Source organism: Acaryochloris sp. CCMEE 5410 (assembly GCF_000238775.2).
In the GTDB taxonomy this organism is placed as follows: Bacteria; Cyanobacteriota; Cyanobacteriia; order Thermosynechococcales; family Thermosynechococcaceae; genus Acaryochloris.
In genome coordinates this window covers 152,851-172,530 of sequence record NZ_AFEJ02000003.1, presented here as the reverse complement: position 1 = coordinate 172,530, position 19,680 = coordinate 152,851, and the positions used below count along the sequence as shown (strand labels likewise).

Below are 19,680 nucleotides of genomic sequence, written 5' to 3'. Positions count from 1 at the left end.
ATGTGCGCTGTATGTTCTCCACTACACGTACCAATTCTTCAATCCCTTCAATGGATAGAGGAGAGGGACTGATTTTGTTCATCTGAAATTCAGAGGCAGTCACACTAAGCGGAACAAGACTCTCGAAGCCAGGTTGTAACCAAACCACGTAGCAGCGACCTAAGACAGGGTGATTGGTGCTCTTGATTAGCTGTAGAGTTCTGCCGTAGAAAGGATGCCGTGGATCTGTGACAGTGATAGTTTGGGTTGGCGACAAGCCTTTACTAATAGGGGTAGTCTGCTGGTCGAGATAAAGATATTTTTCAATGCCCCATTCTACAGCCTTAAACTCTTTCTAGAAAAAGATTAGAGTTGACTCACTCGCGGATTCAAACTCTCAAATCTCATCTTAATAACACAACTGGTCATCAAAGCAACAGGTCTACCGTAAGCTTGCTATAGATGTCCTAAGTCAATGGTCCTCACCAAGGATGCAAGCAGCACACTCAAAAACAAGTGGACCCATTTCCCTCTCTGAAGTAGTCACACTTTGCCAAAACAGCTTGTTGGGCAAGAAACTCCCTACTGCTCTCTATGTGCATAAATCAACAATAAACGAGTTAGATTCAACTCTACAGTTGTACGAACAACAAGCACACCGATTTCTAGGGGGACAAGTTCCTTTTACACTAATAAAGTTTCAATTCGATAAACCCAGTATTTCTTACCTTTACTATCCCGAGTTTGAACGCGACCCTCATCCAAAGCTGCACGCCAGTACCCAAGTAGATACAAGAACTGGCAAGCTGGACTATCAGGACTTTAGCCAAAGGTCAAATCCGCCTGTTCTACACCGTAAAGAAACCTTTCTAAGTCCTAATCACCCGTTATTCCAACAATTCGCTCTGTTAACCCGTCAACAGGAACTACTGGGGTTATTAGAGGATTCTCGCAAAATTGGTACTTTAATGAGTTGGCAACAACGGCTATCTCAATCTGGCATCGAAGTGCATGACCATGTTCTTGCCTGCCCTCTCAAAACATCTCATTCTACGACAGTAAAGAGGATGAAGAAAGAGTCATCTCAGCCTACTCCAACAATGGATCAGCGGCAAAATTCCTCGACACTATCTACCCGACAAATTGATCGACATAGAGCTGCTATAGTCCGTCATACGCTTTCTAAGCCCGTTCGACTAGCGCTTGAAGCAGGGTTATTCCAGGTTGAAACTACATTCTTTGATTATGGGTGCGGACATGGAGGCGATATACAGCAACTTGCTAACCAAGGTTATGCCACTGATGGATGGGATCCATACTACCGACCGAACCAGGATAAACATCAAGCTGACATCGTCAATCTAGGATATATCATCAATGTCATTGAGGATCAGCGAGAGCGCCGAGCAGCGCTGGTTGAAGCTTGGAATTTGACAAACAAGATCCTGATCGTATCTGCACAAGTGTTAGTGAATGATCGCAATCAGGATATGGTTGCCTATGAAGATGGCATCATTACTTCACGAAATACCTTTCAGAAATATTACGAACAAGAAGAACTCAAAGTCTATATCGATCAGATTCTCAATAGCGAAGGTCAGTCAGTAGATGCGATCCCTGTCGCACTAGGCATCTACTTCGTATTTCGAGATGAGGCTCAAGCCCAGATATTTCGGGCTTCTCGCTTTCGTTCCCGTACTAGCACTCCCCATGTTCGGCTTAGTATTCGCCGATTTGAAGAATGCAAAGAACTGTTAGCCCCCTTGATGGATTTTTTCACCGAGCGGGGACGACTTCCCATCAAAGAAGAAGTTGAAGAATTTGCAGCATTACAAGAACAGTTTGGCACTATAAAAAGGGCCTTTAAACTTGTCTATCAAGCTACTGATATTAATGAGTGGGATGCGATAACTGACACTCGACGAAATGATTTACTCGTATATCTCGCTCTTAGGCACTTTGATAAACGCCCAAAGTTTAAGGACCTTTCACCCGTTCTTCAACATGATATTAAAGGTCTCTTTGGTAGTTACCAGCAAGCTTGTGCTGCAGCTGATTTAATGTTGATGAGTATTGGTAATTTAGAACTCTTAAGCCAACGAGCCCAAATTAGTGGAATAGGTATTAAGCACCCTACTTCATTTTGGGTTCATGTTTCAGTTTTAGATCAACTCGATCCACTTCTACGCCTTTATGAGGGTTGCGCCTCCAGGACTTTAGGCCGTCCAGACCGAGCCAACATCATTAAATTCAGCTTGAATCGTCCCCGTATTTCTTATCTAGAGTTTCCAACCTTTGATACAGATCCTCATCCGCCTCTACTAACTAGTATGCAAATTGATCTTCAAGATCTTCATGTCCGATATCGTGACTTTGATGTATCTGACAATCCCTTCGTACTTAGTCAGAAAGATCAGCTACTCTCTACTGACTACCCTCATTACAAAAAATTTGCAAAGTTGACTAAACAGGAATCAGATTGGGGGCTGCTTGATAATCCCAGAAAGATTAGCGATCTTCGGAGCCTACATCAGTCTTTATATGAACATTGTGCGGAGCTAAAGGGGCATCGCTTAGTTTGGAGAAAGGATGCAGATCCATTAAAACTGAAGTATCGTAAATCACAAGCCCGCAAACGGCAAAAAGTCTTGCTCCCTTTGGATGGCTCAAATTCAACTTAATTTGAGCATATTTTTGTTTGCTTAGTATGGTCCTTGTCCAGCTTTATAAAACAAATGTGAACAACTAGGTTGTAACGCTAGTAGATATCAATAGTAAAATCCAATCGCTTTTTAACTAGCACAATTTAAGGGGTGCGATGTCGCAAGTATAGCCACGACAACGAACTTAGGGTTTCCTAAACAGCAACAACTTTTTACCAGCGATGCTGCGGGCAAATTCGGCTTGACGCTGGGCTGGAATAGCTAAAACTACGACCCGTTCTGGCGCTGAACTGGCTGTCGTAGTCGTTAGTGAACTGGATTTAATATCGAAGACAAAGGTATTGTCAAATTGAATTAATTTAGGATTCAGTTGCTTCTCCGTGGCTTCTTGTGCGATCGCAATATCTACCAAATTTCCCGCTTGCAGATTACCACCCAAAATCATTGCGGGTGTGGTTTTGATCCCAATCAAGACACTGTTTTGGAGCAACTTTTTCCGATCCGATGTGAGTTCTGGCCCCAGTTGATTTTTGCGTATGGGTTTATCTTCAGGAAGGGTTGTTATTGTGTAGCGATCGCGAATTTTATCAATTTCCTTCACGGTTTCTGCGGCAATCCTTCTAGTGGGAAAAGTTCTCTCAGTCAAATCGGTGGGCTGGATTAGTGCGTAGGCTGGTAACTCCCGGCTAGGCACCCAAATTTTGACTTGGCTTTGCCCCTCTGCCCATTGCAGGTAACTATAGCCTAAACTGCCTAATATAAGATAGCTCAGGAGAAAGAGGTGTCCCAGTGACAACGATACTCTGCGGTTCTTACGATTAACCATTCTGAGCACCCTCTGGTTTTGATTCTAAGTCTGTGTATTGCCAAGTAGTAGTGATCTTTCCTTCATAGAATAGCTCTCGGATTTCCTGCCATTGTTGATTCTCCAAATCAGGTGTTGTCGCTGGTTTAAGTCGAAGTTGCTTGACCAATTCATGGCGATAGAGATCGAAGCAGACTTTTACCTGTTCAGAATAGGCTACCGCATTCCCGAGAGCACTCTGATAGGCCAACCAGGCTGCCAGTGCTCCTCCCCAAAAACACAGCAGGAATAACCAGCCGGGAGCTTTCACCGCCAATAGCCAAAGGCCAGTCATGATGCTAAATAGTCCGCTGAGAGTGGCGATTGCTAAGCTAAAGTCAAGACTACTGCGAACTTCGGTGATCACTTGAATGTAGCGATCGGGCAGGGAATGGTATAAGCGTGGCCAAATCAAAACAGCATCAATGGTATAGCGTTCGAGAGGGTATAATTCAGAATTTTTCAGGATATTGCCTAGGCGGGTTGGCATGACTTGATCCGAGCGCTGGGGGTGAGGGTAATTGCGATAATTCAATTCTTTCAGGGAGAACTGCCGTTGATTTAATTCTCTTTCCTGAGAAATTAGACTCTTCATTTCACCTTGTAGAGATCGCTTCTGATCCAATGCTTGAGTCGTACTCAATTGAGCGTCTACTTGTTTCATTTGTTGTGCGAGTTCTTTCATTTGACCTGGCACATCTAGTTTTGCTAACTGTGCCTGATGCCAAGTTTTACCCAGTTGGGTGAATCGCTGAATCACTGGAAACTTCCAGTACCCTTCATAGAAGCGCAGAATGCTGGCCGAGTGGCTAGAAAGGACGCTAGCAGAGGACACTACAAGCGTAATTAACCCAATGATTTCCAGAGTTTGCAGGATGCCATCCTGCTGGTTCCAGTTTTGTAGGAGTTTTAAGGGTTCCCAGCCACTGCCCACGACACCCACAATACCTAGTAGTCCCCAGAAGATCAGGCAAGGGAAAAATGCATTCAGGAGAAAGCGGCGATCAAGGATTCCTGTAGCTTCTTTCAAAACCTCATTAAACATAAGTACCTCTGAGTCAACTCAACTTGATTAAATGTTGGGGGACATTAGGATCGGGATTTTGACAAGTTATGGGTGGTAGTGGATTAGCTTGAAGAGATTTCCACTGTTCAGCGGATAGTTCATTTACATACCAGCATTCATAGCAAATACAGTATGCTGTCAGTGGAGACAACGCTCCTTTTAATCCAGTTCCAGGAACATAGGGAAGAGCATCACTTCCTAACACTGCGCCCTTCTGTTGACTTGTACTACTCTGAATAAACTGGCGGACGGATTCGGCTGAAAGAACGCCAACGATTTGATTGGCATCATCCGTAACTATTGCTGCTTTTGAAATTTTGATTAGTGTTGCCAGTTGTACCGAGGTCTCGATAGTTAGCATTTCCACATCACAGCCTACTTTTAGCAGGGGTACTTTATATAAAAGTTGCTGCACAGGATTTGATTCATTGGTGGCGGTCGCCCCTTCCAAATCCGCCTTGGTTACCGCCCCGATTGCTTGCTGACTAGTATTCTCAATCACACCATAAGAACTATTTTCAAGTAAAGCGATTGATTCGAGTGGATTGATAGTGCCCTGGATCATCTTAAAATCATTGTTCATCCAGTCTTTGACAAATTTTATTGTCTTATCTTCAATTGCCATAGCCTTATCTCCAATCGCCAATTAAAACAAACGGTGCCCAGAAATATGGATGGGTATACGGGTATTTCTGTATTGGTTTGCTGCCCTCCTGTATCTCACACAGCAGGACCAAATTGTTGATTTTTTCGATTTCTGGACTATTGGGCCTAGTAGTCGGAAGAAGAGTCTGGTAAAGTTCCTTGGCACGACTGAAATCTTGAACGTTGTAATATAGGTTAGCCATATCCCATCGCAGTTGACGTTGGTCAATCAGATCCGGGGAGCGTTGTTGGATTTTGGTGTAATGGGCGATGGCAGTTTCAATATTCATCGTTCGCAATTCTATTTGGGCTTGTTGGAGGGCTTCAACTTTGGTTGCCCCATCAAGCAGTTCTTTGTAAAACTGTGTCATTAAGATGCTGGTAGAAATGGCATCAACTTCCCAAAGGCTGACGACGACGGAAGGAGTTCCGGCGTAGATCAGAGCACGGGTGAGACCAATCAATTCATCACCAGGTTTGTTTTCGTTAATCCCCGTCTCACAGGCACTCAGGATCACGAGATCGACATTCATTTTTAAGTTAAAGATATCCTCGGCAGTGAGCCTGCCATCTGGCAAAGTAATTCCAGACTGAAGAGCTTGCTCTGAATCAAAATCACCGTGGCAGGCAATGTGGAGAATATCGATGTCATCTTTGGCCTCGCTCAGCTTGCGTTTGAGTAAGTCTGTGGCGGCATCTTCGATGTGAAGTTCAGCCGCCCCAGGCGGAAAAAGCGATTGGATCTCGAGGGCTTGAGCTTTCGTATAAATCAACGGATCGCCCAAGATCAATGCTTTCTCCCGTTTACCTTTACGCTTTTGGTGGCAGTATTTCATCACCGAGGCACTGGGAGTATAGCAGACGGGATTGAGATCACTAAGATAGTCCTCCCCAAGCTTCACGGCGTGCAGCGGCAAGTAGTGCAAAAAGTCGTGGGGCACAAACCAGACAATATCACCCGGCTGGGTGATGGGATTCCCCGCTGGATCAGGTTCGAGCAAAGGGCTGACAAAATCATGCAGAAAGGCGTGAAATTCGGCTTCCGGGAGATTGTAAACTTTATCACTGGTGGATTTTCTAAGTTGGTGATCCGTCGCTGAATCCGCCTGAAAATATTGAGCTACAAAAGCCCGGATTTGTGCAGTGGACTTGGGAATTTCTTTGACGATCGGTTCTACAAAATCTTTTCGCACTAAAAAGAGTAGGGTACGGTCTTCGGCAGTGAAGTATTCGGCCAGGATGACGCGGCGTTGGAGCATAGGGCAAACATAGAGGCATTGGCACTATTTTGCAGGCTTTGTCTAGGGATAAAGGCAAGACAGTAATGCTTTTAAACAAATTGGTTCGGCCCGTCGCAGTGTCACGTACTCAGCTGCTGCAAGGTTTGTAGCCATCCGATCCCAAAGGAGGTTGAGCTGTTGCGAAAGGGTGATCACATCGGCTTGAGTGGTCGCCTGTTGTAGGGAAGTCAATATTGTCTGTTCCTGAGCTAGTAGATCTCCCTCCGCAATCGCGGGTGATCGCAGAGAGGTCAGCGCCAACCCATCCAGAAAGACTCGCCCCTTCAGGCGTTCCAGCCAATTGAAGGCTGCGGTATTGTCTTGCAGGTAGGTCTGGTGCAGTTTGATGGCAAAGGTATAGACTTTTTCCTTGTTGGACACTAATCCTAACCGTGCGGTTTCTTGGGAGATGGCATCGGCTGACATAAACTTCCCCCTGACAAGATCGATTTCAATGGCAGCGGTTTCCAGCCATTGAGCTGCAGATTGCCAGAGCGATCGCTGCTCTGCCTCCGTTGCTGCTTGAAACCCTCTCAGGTAATCAATATCAGCCAGATAGAAACAGACTTTCCAGGTCATGTCACGCATTTCGGTGGATTGGAAATACGCCAAGGCGCGTTTATAACATTGGCTGGCTTCAGCATAAAGTTCGGGGTAGCCTCGCCCACCCAGATTATGGCAGGTGAGACCCAGCAGACTATCAGTAATAGCGGTTTGCATACCCAGTTCCAGGGCAGCGTAGGTCTCGCGAGCTTGCTCTAGGTAGGGGAGGGCATTGAGGGAACGACCACTGGCAACGGCGGTTTGACCTTGGAGCTGGTAAGTGCCTGCTATCGCAGCGGTGGCTTGGCGATCACCAATGGATTCTAAACATACAATCGCTTCAGAATAATGTAGCATAGCGGTTTCATACGCCACGTCGGGGACTTTGGAGCCTCCCGGTTTGTGGTGCTGCATGACCATGGCTTGGGCGATGCATTTGAGTTTTTCGGCTTGGTCGAAGTGGTTCTTGAGTTCGACATCAACAGTGAGACCGGTCTGCCATCGGGAGATTGCCTCGGCCCACTGGCCTTGGGCACTCAAGACGTTGCCCAGGATGAAGTAGGCCAAGGAGAGCGATGGAGAGTTCCCAATTGGCAGGAGTAGGGTGATAGTCTGGTGGCAAATGGATTCAGCGCGATCGAGGAGGTTCATATGGATGTAAGCATTCACAAGAGCCAGCCCGTGCATAGTGCGAATACCGGGGAGATCGGTGAGAGCTTCGACTTGTTCGTAAGCAGCTAGGGCGTTAGCATAGTCGGAGGTGCGGAAGTAGTAGTCGCCGATGCCGAGGTAGGTGGTAGCTTGAGCGAGGAGAAAGCCCATTCGTTGGGCAATTTCTAGAGCTTCCTGGCGCAGATTAAAGCTTTCGTTGATTTGCCCTTGCTGGAGATACCAACTGCTCAGGTCAGTCAGTGCATTGTAGATGCCGAGCAGATTGTCTTGTTGACGATAGATTTTCAGGGCTTGATGAACGGAGTCGGTGCCGTCGAAGCCTGCCTTTATTAGACGGCTGCCCAAGCTAACAAGGACATCAGCTGGGCCAAGGGCATGATCGATGGTTTCGAAAAGGGCTAGGGCTTGCTGGTAGAGGGCTGAGTCAAGGGGAAAATTCTGTTCTGTGCCACGACAGACGAAGCAGGTATCCAGGTCGAGTTCGGCAAGACGGGGTAATTGAAGGGTTGCTGACACCAGACGCAACCAAACTAGATCACCCTTCAAAACAGGGCAAATTTACCCCTGAACAATAAGTTTTGCTTAAGTATTTTTTTGCTGTACTACTCGATATTCGAGCAAAGGTTGCCTTGCTGAGATGGGCCCTAACTCAACAACCTCATTACAGCTACTCCCTACGCAGCCAAGTTTTCAATCACCAGACGCTCATTCATGTTGAGGCGGAAACGTCCATAAGGATTGATATGGAGGTAAAACAACGGCGTTAACGCCCTCAAATCTTCTTCCTGCATACGATTCATCCACGTGGGTTCAGAAAGTACTTTTTGAATCATTAGAGTATTGATGTAAACCAGGCTGATTTGCAGTAGGTGCAGGCAAAGCATGGACAGTTCTTGCATCGCCGTTTGATTACTGGCAAAGTCACCATTCTTTCCATAGAAGATGAAGTCATTGGCACTATTCCAATTCTCAACGACATTCAAGCCTTCATTGATCTCTTGCCGTAAGGCTTCATCATGCAAATACTGGCACAGGAAGATGGTCTTAATGGCTCGCCCTAATTCAGCCAAAGCCAAGTAGGTGGGGTGCTTGATGTTGTTGCGAGTGAATCGACTCAGAATGGCTTCAGGTTCGGCAGTGCCTTGCTTCATCGCGGTTGTGAACTGGATCATGGGCTCATATTGCTCCCGAACCAGATCCCAACGAATGGGTCGCTTTAAAATCGCCTTAAGATGGAGATACTTCTTCTTCTGCCCGGACATCGGCAGGTAGAGCTTCTGCTTGTTGATGCCCTTAAAGCGAGGCATCAGCTGGAAATTCAATAAATAGCAAAAGGCAAACCCCACCTCGCTTTGGCCATGGGTATCCACATAGCTTTTATTCACGGACATCTCCGTGCAGTGGCGAAGCACACCCTTAACCATAAAGGCTACCTCCGAGGAAGAACACTTCTTCAGTTGCGAGTAGATACACACAGATTTTTCTCGACATGCCAGTAGATCATCACCCCCCGGCCGCCATAGCGAACATGCCATTCCGTCATCAAATTCTGGTCCCAAGATTCAAAGTGCCGAGAATCAGACGCACAAGCCGTGGTGGCTTCCCCCCAAATATGAGAAAGGCGAATCCGGAAAATCGCATTGGCCACATCCGTAATGGCACAGCTGAGGGCAGTCTTGTTTAAAAACTTGCGTCGGACATAATGCAATTCAAAGTATCCTGCATCGGCTTCTGAATGAGCGATGCGCTTAATTCCTAAATTGGTGCCCAGTCCGTAAATACACAACAGTAGGCGCTTTCGCAGGGACTGGGGGCTCAATATTTCACGACTAGCCGCACTCTTGAAATGCTGGGTGAAATCAATCCGAAAGTCCGCTTCTTTGAGGACGTCCAATAAATGCGTTAGGGACCACCGGTGGTTGATCTCTTCCTTGAGTTTTGAATGTTCATGGGTTCCGGTTGTGCCTCAAGCGGGGACACCTTAATTCGTCCTCCTCGCTTACTCAAGATCTCAACTTTGGAATTGTGGGGCATTCCCTGATTCAGTAGGGTCAAAGCGTTTTCCATATCAGCCTGGATTTGAGTGATGAAGGTCTCCACCTCTAGGGGCTGTTGCAGATCCTGGTAGTATTCTTCTCGTCGCTCGTCAAAGTCTTGGGGTAAATCCAGGTCGGGATTGCGATAGCGATTGGCACCGGCGACCCAAATTTCCTTACACCGTAGTTTCTCTCGCAAGGCCCTGAGGACGCACATCTCATAGGCGATGCGATCTACTTTGTCTGGCTGGTCTTCATCCTGATCCAATACCGTCTCTTGCCAGTCTGCACTGACGACCCCTTCGATGGGAACGTCGTCTGCTGAGGCATAAGGTTTTCGGGGGTGTCCACATAGGCTTTGAGTAAATCCACAGCCTGCAGGATGGGCTGGTATTGCTTGTTATTGCAGCGAAAATCAATCACTTCCAGTACCGCAGGAAGCATTTGCCGATAATGATGACCGTAGGAAGAACGGATCCTCGAGTGTAGAAGTTGTCGGTAAGTCTGACCGCCATCATTGTAGGAGTCAACAAATGCCTCCAGAGTTTGCTCACTGGCAACGGGGTAGATAACATCTCTGACCAAGCCATCTGGTGTGGCTAGGGCTGCGGTGGCCACCTGATAAAACAGCTGGGTATGAGAGTCGGTTTTTTGACTTTAGCGATCACCTCTGACGTCACTTTATTCTTGCTGCGTGTATCAATGCGATGAACGATCTGAATCAATAAATCCATGATGTTGTCGATGATCTCTTGGCACCGCTGCCAGCAGAAACTCGCGAGTAAGGTGAGTCGGATGGTTTTGGGGTGATGCCTCAACTCTGATAAGGTTTCTGTCTCCACTCGGAGCCGATAACACTCCAGAACTCGTGGGCTTAGATGAGAAAACAGGGTATCTGGCAAAGCCACTTGGCGGAGTCGTTGGAGTTTGATGACTTCTGAAAGCAGGCTATTGAGACCGACTGGTCCTGGGTCTTTTTCAATGCACTCAGGGGAGGATCTGGTATCTCTTTACCCGGCGTCACCTTGGGTTCTTGGATCAATTTATCGAGCTCAGTCTGAGTTTGCTTGGACAACTGCTTAAGGGTTAAGGAAAAAGCTGCCTCTCAAATAGGTGTTGAGCAGACCGAATTAAGCGCTTAATTCTAGCGGGGGTTGGTGGTTCAATCCGAAGAGAACGCAGTTGAGCATAGACTTTCAATTTCAGATGATGATAGTCCTGCTCTTGACTCAGAGCTGAATCGACTAACCAAGTGCGTAACTGATTTTGGTCTGTTACCGTGGCTTGTCGAAATCCAGTAAATTGGCGAATCTGGGCCCGGTGATTCTGAATGCTCCTACCTCGCCAGTTATAGTCTTGAAACTGCTCTGGCAATAAGTTTAGCTGGCTTGCTACAAAGGTTATGGCCATACGAGGAATCTCATACTTCTGTTCAGGGAAGCGTCCTTCGTATTGGAAAAATTTAAGCAGCAGGACAAATCCTAAGCGGTTTGCGCCTTGACGTCTGGACAACAGATGTTCCTCATCAGGCTGGATAGACCAATGCTCAAGTAGCTCTTCTGGATGCCATTTCCGTTTCATGCAATTACGCTCCTATGAAAGTGAATTCACTAGAGCGTAAGGCAAGTTTTTGTACTATAAGTACAGATTATAAATTGAGGGTGAGGTCAGTTAATGCAATTTACAGTTCTTAATGCCTATAGCCATTGATAGGAAAGGGTTTCAGTCTTGGTTGCGTCTGGTGTCAGCGACCCTTCAATTACCCCTTGTTGGAAGCGCGCCGCAGGCACTTTTGGAGCAAGCCCCCGAGGGGCTTAAATTGCGAGGGGGTAACGAGAATATCAAAGCGCCACTTGTGAAGCGCAACACCTGCTAACGCCTGTGGCTGGGAAGTGAGGACAGTCGTGTTTTCTCTTGGTCCCCAAGTAATTTGTGCAACAACCTGCTGCACAAATTGCACTATCTAGGCTTGATCCTGAGATTCCCCTTCATCCGATAAACGTACCGCTTCCAGTTCGGCTTCAAGTTGCTCAATAGTTGGAAGTTTTTCCGACAAATCATCTGGTAGCTTGTGAGTTGAAACCCCTATAGGAGTTTGAATATTTCGTAGAGCATATTCAGCCAAAGTGCGACTCTTAGATTTACATAAGATGAGTCCGATAGTCGGGTTATCCATTTCATGTCTGAGGGTGTCATCTACCACCGCAACGTAAAAATTCATTTTGCCGCTATCCTCAGGCTTGAAAGCCCCCATTTTGAGGTCGATCACTACAAAACATCTAAGCTGGAGATGGTAAAAAAGGAGATCCAAGCGGAACTCTGTACCATCAACTACCAGGGGATACTGACTGCCAACAAAGGCAAAGCCCAATCCGAGCTCAATCAAAAAATCTCTAATGTGGGTAACCAGACCCCTTTCTAGCTCAAGCTCATGAGCATCTTGACTGATTGTCAGAAATTCAAAATTATAGGGATCCTTTAAGAGCTGCTGAGCTAAGTCTGACTGAGTTTTTGGCAAGGCTTGTTCGAAATTTGTGATCGCACTCCCTTGGCGCTTATAGAGGCCACTCTCGATCTGAAGAACTAACACATTACGGCTCCAGCCGTTCTTTACGGTTTCTTGGGCATACCAAAGCCGCTGCTCCTTGGACTTCAGCTTCTCTAGCAAAGCGATGTTGTGGTACCAAGGAATTTGTCCAAGTACCTCTTGGACAATTGTCTCGTCTGGCCAGGTCTCAGCAAAAGCTCGCATATACATGAGGTTAGACCGGGAAAATCCTCTCATATCTGAGAACTCTTTCTTTAGGTCTTTGGCCAGCTGATCCACCACTTTTGAGCCCCAACCCTGGGCTACTTGCCGATTTATAATCTCCCGACCTATCTCCCAGTAAAGCAAGACCAGTTCGCGATTGACTGCCAGCGCTGCTTTCACCTGGGCAGTACGAATACGCTCCTTTAAGCCTCGAAGAAACTCATCATATCCATCATCAGCAAACGTAAGATTTTTTGCCACCCAAACTCCTGTACAACGCCTCTATTGTTAGCCATTATCCTGTACTACCAGCCGTTAGACTTCAACAACACAAGTGCCTTTCATTAGGAGTTGAGACACGACTAGAACACAGAATAGACAAACAACCAGCTTCATCTCAGTAGTTTTCCCACAATTTTCAATGTTGGTTATTGATAAATAGAAACCGGCCATTCCACGAAACCAATACACTTGAACTATAATAGACAGCGAACTGTTTTTCTTTATACCAATGCACTTTTGATAACGTTGCTAGTGCTCAACAGTGATGGGGGGAGAGAGATTTGACTAAAAAACGAAGGATTCTATCGATTGATGGAGGTGGAATCTTAGGTACGTTTCCAGCTGCATTCCTAGCTGGTATCGAAGAGCAGCTAGATAAGCCGATAGGCGAATATTTTGATCTAATCAGCGGCACTTCTACAGGAGGAATAATAGCGCTTGGTCTAGGTATGGGGCTACGTGCAGCTGAAATACTACAAATGTATGAGGAAAATGGACCCGAAATATTTGGTCAACAAGGAAGTGCGCTCCAGAGTTTTGTGACTAATAAACTAAGGTCAATACGCTGGCTTTATCGACGTAAATACAGCTCTGACAAGTTGCGTTCTACTCTCAATGGCCTTTTTGGTAATAAAAGAATTGGAGATGCAAAACACCGGATTGTAATTCCAGCTTGGAACCCTACAGCACAGTCTGTCTACATCTATAAGACTCCTCACCATTCACGCTTCAGAACCGATTACAAGTCTCTTATAGTTGATGCAGCACTGGCCACATCTGCCGCACCAACTTACTTTCAGCAGCATATGACTGAGGAAAGCGTTGGGCTTATTGATGGTGGTATTTGGGCAAATAATCCGATTGCAGTTGCCGTAACAGAAGCAATTGGAACTATGAAGTGGCCTGCTGAGGAAATCTATGTGCTGAGCTTGGGTTGTTTAGATGAAGCATATACATTACCAAAAGCAGCTGGAGTGGGACCGTTAGCAACCAAGTTAGTCTCGTTATTCATGAATGGTCAATCTCATGGAGCTATGGGTATTGCCAAGCTTCTCACCGGACACGAGCATGAACGAGACGCTATATTTAGAGTAAATCATACCGTTCCAGCGGGAGAATACACTATGGATGGCGTTTCAGAGATAAAGAATCTGAAAGGCCTAGGCTTCTCTTATTCACGGGAACGGTTTCCTAGCTTACAGCCAATCTTCTTCGACATAGCTGCTGAGCCATTTGTGCCTCTCTACAAAATCACTGAAAACGTACCATGAAGTTATCAGAGCATTTTGATTCGTTTATAGACGATATTGTCAATCTGAATCAGACTCGTATTGATAGACTCGAAGGCCATGTCAACGCAATACAAGACTTTTTGATAAATAGTGGTTACGACGCGAAGATTATCAGGTTTTCTGCACAAGGTTCATGGGCGCATGGAACTATTATTAAACCTCTTTCTGGAAGAGAGTTCGACGCAGATCTCGTCATGTTTATTGATCGTTTTGAAGCATGGTCGCCCAGGGACTATGTGAATAATCTCTACTACATATTCAAGAGCTCTGATCGATACAAGGATAAAATTTCTCGTGGTACGCGATGTGTTGCACTAGATTATGCAGGTGATTTTCATCTCGATATCGTACCGTGTATTACTGATAATAATGCCGTAGCAACATTTCAGGTATGCAATCGAACAGTTGATAAGTTTGAGCCAACAGCACCTGAAGCATATTCAAGTTGGCTATTGGAGAGGAATACTTGGACTGGGAATAATATGCTTCAGCACTCCATCCGCCTGCTCAAGTATCTAAGAGACATCAAGACAACTTTCTCGGTAAAGTCGATTCTTCTAACTACTCTTGTGGGAAATTGCGTTAATCAATTTGATCAGAGTTTCCAAAAGCAAATTTTTCCTGACCTACCTACTTCGTTGAAGGTTCTAGTAGGACGCCTTGATGACTATCTTCAGGTTAGATCTAGCATGCCTATAGTTACGAATCCTGTCCTGCCATCAGAAACATTTAATCGTCACTGGAACCAAGAGAAGTATGAGAATTTTAGGGAATGTATTCATAGGTATCGAGAGTGGATTGATGATGCCTATGAAGAAGATGATAGAGCCGAAAGTATACGAAAGTGGAGGAAAATATTCGGTAATGAGTTTGCTAAAAGGGAAGTTAATGACATAGCAGCTTTTTCAGAATCAACATCGCTAGTTAGAGATACAGGTTGTACAGATATTGTGCATGCGGTTTTAGTAAGAGGAGCTAATTTTCTAGAAAAACTTATATCACCAAGTTTGCCGCATGTGGAAAAGCTTTCCTGGCCTTTTCAGCAACGCCTTACAGTAGCTATTTCGGCAACTGAATACTTAGATCAATACGGTAATCAAAGAGTTAGAATTTTACAGTCTGGAGAAGTTGTTGAGAAGGATCGATGGATCCGATTTGAGGCAAGAAATTCCAATGGTATTTTGCATGCATCCTCAGACTTTGTTGTGAAATGGCAAGTCGTCAATACTGATAATGAGGCAGTACAAGCAAACCAATTGAGAGGTGGTTTTGAAAAATCCAACAAACCTGGAGTGCGTTGGGAGTCTACAAGCTATCATGGGGCACATTGGGTTGAGGCTTTCGTCATTTCCCGACGGACACGAAGTTGTTGGGGAAGGAGCGGTAGATTTTTTGTAGTAGTTAAGTAGCAATTTAGTATGAAACCCAGGTAATTCAGGATCCACACTCACTCCGAACTTACAACTCCATTTGATAGATTTCAGCGATCTCTGGAGCCTGAATACACAGGTAAGCAAGAGTCTGCTGTTGAGTCTGATGGCCATATGCCTCCATAAGAAGCGGAATTGGCGTCCGGTTCTGATACTGCCAATACCCCCAAGTCTTTCTAAGGGTATGGCTCCCATAGTTACCTTTGAGGCCTCCCCACCTACACCACTGTTTCACCATGGCGTTGACCGCTGGGACTTTGAGCACCGGATTCCTTTGACTGTAGAATAGCGGATCTTGGTCTTTATAAGCTCGTGAGTTCAGAAGCACTTGAATAGCTTTATGTGCTGAAGCATTCAAAGTCACTCGACGATACTGCTTGGTCTTAGACTGCTTAAGGTCAAAGCTGTCACCAATTGCAATGTGTCGCACCTGGCCAGCCCGTAAGCTCAATAGTTCATTCGCTCGAAAGGCAGTGTTGATACCAAGGATGAAGAGACAGAGATCGCGGGGCTTGTCATCGAGGAGTCGTTTGATGCGATCAATTCCAGCCTTCGTTCGAATTGGCTCAACCTTAGTGCTAGATCCTAGAGCTGGATGATGTGGATTTTCACCCTTTTCGAACGCCATACGAACTCACTAAGTTTCTATCTAAATCACAAAAACTTAGTGAAGTCTAAAGCCTTAATGACAATGGTGCAAGCCCCTAAGGGGGGTCAAAGCATTGAAAATATTAGCTTATAAGCTGGATCCCCACTGACTAATTTTTGTATAAAAGTTAGTCAGTGATGGTGCGGGTGAAAGGAGCGAATATTCCAAAATCTTCTCAGCTCCTAGCGTTATGCTTCTCCCAGTTTTCTATAACTACGCCGCATCCTTGTCATAGTAATTCATCGAGAATATCGTCTCCGTCAGCCACTTACGGAACGAATCATTATCACTGAACTGCTTAAACAGCTCCGTGTCATCCTTCATCGCATCAATGATGACCTTCCTCAAAACCTTTTCATGCTCAATACGAGCATTCTGCTCATCTGAGTTTTTCTTCGCATTTTGGAAGGAAGGATCAGCGGCAACCTTTGCGGGAATATCCTCGGTAATAAGCTTGTGAACTCGGTCTCTATCTGTCCACGTTATGTTGCCAAATTGGTCATTAAATACTTGGATAATTGAAGACAGGCGATCAAGCTCTGGTTCAGCACGATAACCTCCGCCAGAAACAGGAATAGGCTCAATCTCTGCATCAGTATCAGGGAGTTGAATACGGACAGTTGCTTGCTTTTCGCTACGGTAGCTATCGAGATCTATTGCTTCTAGGATCCCTCGTGAGAGATCCTCTTCTCGTGGTGCTGGAAGCTTAGGAACAAGGAAATTCAAAAATATTGAAAGTCGCTCCCAATCTGCATTTGTATACGGGAGTATTGAGGCAAGAAAGCCATAGGTTCTGCAAAATGCCTTGGCTTTTCCTTTGAAATCGACCTGACCATCCTCATCTAAACTTTCGTTATAAACTGCCACACCTGCATCAAGCAGCGGGTCTAACCTATCTCTTTCAGCTCCACCAAGATAGAGATTAGCTACCTCTGCGACCTCTTGTGGATCATAGACCTGATAGCCATCAAGCGTAGCTTTTAAGTCATGGAGTTTATTCGGATCAGTTTCATCGCTCAGAATAGTCGTGCGGTAAAAGTCAGCAAATGACCTTTGAATCGTGTCTACATCGTTCATAAAGTCGAGCACAAATACGTCATGCTTCTTCGGATGAGCTCTGTTCAAACGTGAAAGCGTTTGTACCGCTTTAATCCCTGAGAGTTGCTTATCGACATACATGGTGTGGAGCAGTGGCTGATCGTAGCCAGTCTGAAACTTATCTGCGCAGACGAGAAAGCGATACGGGTCCTCCTCGATTTTGTCTGCAATCTGACTGCTCGGAAAGCCATTCAAAGAGGCTTCAGTAACTTTTGATCCTCCATAATCGTGCTCTCCAGAGAAGGCAACAATAGCTTTGTAAGGGCTTTTGCGTTCTGCTAAATAATGCTGGAAAGCGTTATAGTAATGTATTGCACGTTCAATTCCATTGGTAACGATCATTGCACGAGCTTGTCCTCCAATCTTATTAAGCGCGATGACTTGCTCATGGAAGTGATCGATCATAATTTCAGCTTTGAGCCGAATGGCGTGATCATTACTTTCAACGTACTTTCTAAGTTTCTTCTTAGCCCGCTTCGTATCGAATTCAGGGTCATTTTCAATAGTTTTAATAAGGCGGTAATAGCTCTGAACAGGAGTGTAGTGTTTGAGAACATCTAAGATGAACCCCTCCTGGATAGCCTGCTTCATTGTGTAGCTATGGAAAGGTCTGTGCTTGGTATGACCTCCATCAGAATAGGGTTCACCAAAAATCTCTAGAGTTCGGTTCTTCGGAGTCGCCGTAAAGGCAAAATAGCTTGCATTTGGAAGCATCTTCCGTGCTTCCATTATCCGATTAATACGGTCTTCTGTTGTTTCATCCTCCTCAGAAGCACCTGACTCCGATAACGCCATAGAAAGAGCCGCAGAAGTCTTACCACCCTGACTAGAGTGCGCCTCATCAATCACAATGGCAAAGTTACTTCCTCGATGAGCAGCGCCTATTTCATCAAGAATAAATGGGAACTTCTGAACCGTCGAAATGATTATCTTCTTACCACTTTCAATAAATTCTCTGAGCTGCTTTGAACCTTCCGTAACAGCGCCAACAGTCGCACCAACCTGAGCAAACTGCTTGATAGTATCTCGAATCTGTTTATCAAGAATTCGGCGATCGGTAATAACCAGGATCGAGCTAAAAAGTGGTTCTTCATGCTCCTCTATTCCCATCAGTTGGTGGGCAAGCCATGCAATAGAATTTGACTTGCCACTACCCGCAGAATGTTGAATCAGATAGCGTGTTCCAGCACCCCGTTCAGCTACATCCGCAAGAAGCTTCCGCACAACATCGAGCTGATGATACCGGGGAAATATCTGTTTCTTTTCCTTTTTACCGGTCTTCTCGTTCTTCTCGTAAACAATCTGGGCATAGTTCTCAAGTATATTAGTGAAGCTCTGAGGAGCCAACACCTGCGTCCAAAGGTAGTCAGTCTTTATGCCTTGTGGATTGGGAGGATTTCCTGCACCGTCATTAAACCCTTTATTGAAGGGTAGAAACCACGAACTTTTACCTTTCAGATGTGTGCAAAATCGTACCTCTTGGTCATCAAGCGCAAAATGAGCAATACATCGTCCAAATTGAAAAAGAAGCTCCCGAGGATCACGGTCTCGCCTATATTGCTCAACAGCATCCTCTACTGTCTGTTTTGTCAGATTATTTTTCAGCTCAAACGTTGCAATAGGGAGTCCATTTATGAAGAGACAGAGATCAAGCGAAAGCTTTGTCTCATCTCGACTATAGTGAAGCTGTCGTGTCACACTAAATCGATTCTGAGCAAACCGTTCAGCAGCTTTCAGATTGCCGGGTGAAGGCGTCCCATAAAAAAGGTCTAAATCATGTGGACCGTGCTTTAAACCATTACGTAAAACATCGATCACACCTCGTCGCGTTATCTCACCTTGAAGACGGGAGAGAAACTTATGCCTGGTAGAACTTGTGATATCGAGGTCTGCGCTTGTTGAAAACTCAGGCTGCGTCTCGCAAAGAAATGCTCTAAGCTTTACCAGGTCAAGTGCATAGTCCCGGTCATAATCCTGAGATGAGCCTTGAATCCATCGTTTACTACCGTAAGGAACCGACTCTTCAGCTACCGTGCTACCTTCTACCAGGTCAGCACCTAACTGCCCCGTCATCGTTGCCACAATGAGGCTTTCTAAACCTTTTTCACTGGTATCGGTACTCACCAAACCACTCCCCTTCGCAGGCTAGAAGTATCATGGATTCCTCACGCCACGATAATGACGAAGGACGTAGAGGAGCCACCGGTTCCTTTCACCTTTACAAGGAAGTTAGCCCCTCCTCAGTAAAAAGCCCTACTCTTAGGCTACCCAGTTCACCTGATGCAGTCTATCCCAAGCTCACCGGATATGCCGAGGTTCAAACATCTGCATCACCTTAGAAGTATCAGCTTCATTAGACCATCATACCGGGCTGGTGAGAACCAACTAAGGTCTCCTCCTTACCTTTTCAGCGATTTTGCTGCTTATTGTCCCGATTTTCTAGATCAGC

12 protein-coding genes and 1 pseudogene are annotated in these 19,680 nt (G+C 45.6%); 4 read left to right on the top strand and 9 right to left on the bottom strand.

The genetic code is table 11. The features are described from left to right. Positions 1 to 470: 470 nt before the first annotated feature. Entirely contained in the window at positions 471 to 2,660 is a 2,190-nt protein-coding gene (locus ON05_RS31040; protein ID WP_010479607.1) for a DNA phosphorothioation-associated putative methyltransferase, read from the top strand. A 166-nt stretch (positions 2,661 to 2,826) separates the two neighbouring features. On the opposite strand, the gene ON05_RS31035 is transcribed toward ON05_RS31040, so the two are convergent. From ON05_RS31035 to ON05_RS30985, 7 genes and pseudogenes are all read right to left on the bottom strand, one after another. Further along, entirely contained in the window at positions 2,827 to 3,468 is a 642-nt protein-coding gene (locus ON05_RS31035) for an SAF domain-containing protein (protein WP_010479606.1), read from the bottom strand. Continuing rightward, on the bottom strand, positions 3,461 to 4,531 hold the full coding sequence (locus ON05_RS31030; RefSeq protein ID WP_010479604.1) for a hypothetical protein: 1,071 nt from the start codon (positions 4,529 to 4,531) through the stop codon (positions 3,461 to 3,463). Before ON05_RS31030 ends, ON05_RS31035 begins: the two co-directional genes overlap by 8 nt. A 13-nt stretch (positions 4,532 to 4,544) precedes the next feature. Further along, positions 4,545 to 5,177, bottom strand: coding sequence for a hypothetical protein (locus ON05_RS31025; protein WP_010479601.1), 633 nt, complete (start codon positions 5,175 to 5,177; stop codon positions 4,545 to 4,547). Positions 5,178 to 5,181: 4 nt separating this feature from the next. Next, on the bottom strand, positions 5,182 to 6,456 hold the full coding sequence (locus ON05_RS31020) for a CHAT domain-containing protein (RefSeq protein WP_010479599.1): 1,275 nt from the start codon (positions 6,454 to 6,456) through the stop codon (positions 5,182 to 5,184). A 42-nt stretch (positions 6,457 to 6,498) separates the two neighbouring features. After that, on the bottom strand, positions 6,499 to 8,208 hold the full coding sequence (locus tag ON05_RS31015) for a tetratricopeptide repeat protein (protein ID WP_175307286.1): 1,710 nt from the start codon (positions 8,206 to 8,208) through the stop codon (positions 6,499 to 6,501). Between the two features lie 158 nt (positions 8,209 to 8,366). After that, positions 8,367 to 11,309 (bottom strand): annotated as a pseudogene (locus tag ON05_RS38825) (Tn3 family transposase). 382 nt (positions 11,310 to 11,691) lie between these two features. After that, positions 11,692 to 12,741: a YhcG family protein gene (locus ON05_RS30985; RefSeq protein WP_010480481.1), complete on the bottom strand. Its 1,050-nt coding sequence runs from the start codon at positions 12,739 to 12,741 to the stop codon at positions 11,692 to 11,694. Positions 12,742 to 13,043: 302 nt separating this feature from the next. Between ON05_RS30985 and ON05_RS30980 the strand changes: the two genes are divergently transcribed. Continuing rightward, the gene (locus ON05_RS30980; RefSeq protein WP_010480483.1) at positions 13,044 to 14,033 is read left to right on the top strand and encodes a CBASS cGAMP-activated phospholipase; all 990 of its coding nucleotides are present in this window, start codon (positions 13,044 to 13,046) and stop codon (positions 14,031 to 14,033) included. Next, entirely contained in the window at positions 14,030 to 15,463 is a 1,434-nt protein-coding gene (locus ON05_RS30975; protein ID WP_010480485.1) for an SMODS domain-containing nucleotidyltransferase, read from the top strand. The genes ON05_RS30980 and ON05_RS30975 overlap by 4 nt, the downstream gene beginning before the upstream one ends. A gap of 49 nt (positions 15,464 to 15,512) precedes the next feature. Here the strand turns inward: ON05_RS30975 and ON05_RS30970 are convergent, their stop codons facing one another. Together ON05_RS30970 and ON05_RS30965 are read right to left on the bottom strand one after the other, a co-directional pair. Further along, a complete protein-coding gene (locus tag ON05_RS30970) occupies positions 15,513 to 16,112 on the bottom strand; it encodes a tyrosine-type recombinase/integrase (RefSeq protein WP_010480487.1) in 600 nt (199 codons plus the stop codon). Between the two features lie 234 nt (positions 16,113 to 16,346). Next, positions 16,347 to 19,355: a type I restriction endonuclease subunit R gene (locus ON05_RS30965; RefSeq protein ID WP_262562552.1), complete on the bottom strand. Its 3,009-nt coding sequence runs from the start codon at positions 19,353 to 19,355 to the stop codon at positions 16,347 to 16,349. A gap of 32 nt (positions 19,356 to 19,387) precedes the next feature. Here ON05_RS30965 and ON05_RS30960 point away from each other — a divergent pair, with 32 nt between their 5' ends. After that, positions 19,388 to 19,570: a hypothetical protein gene (locus ON05_RS30960; protein ID WP_139026162.1), complete on the top strand. Its 183-nt coding sequence runs from the start codon at positions 19,388 to 19,390 to the stop codon at positions 19,568 to 19,570. Positions 19,571 to 19,680: the final 110 nt, after the last annotated feature.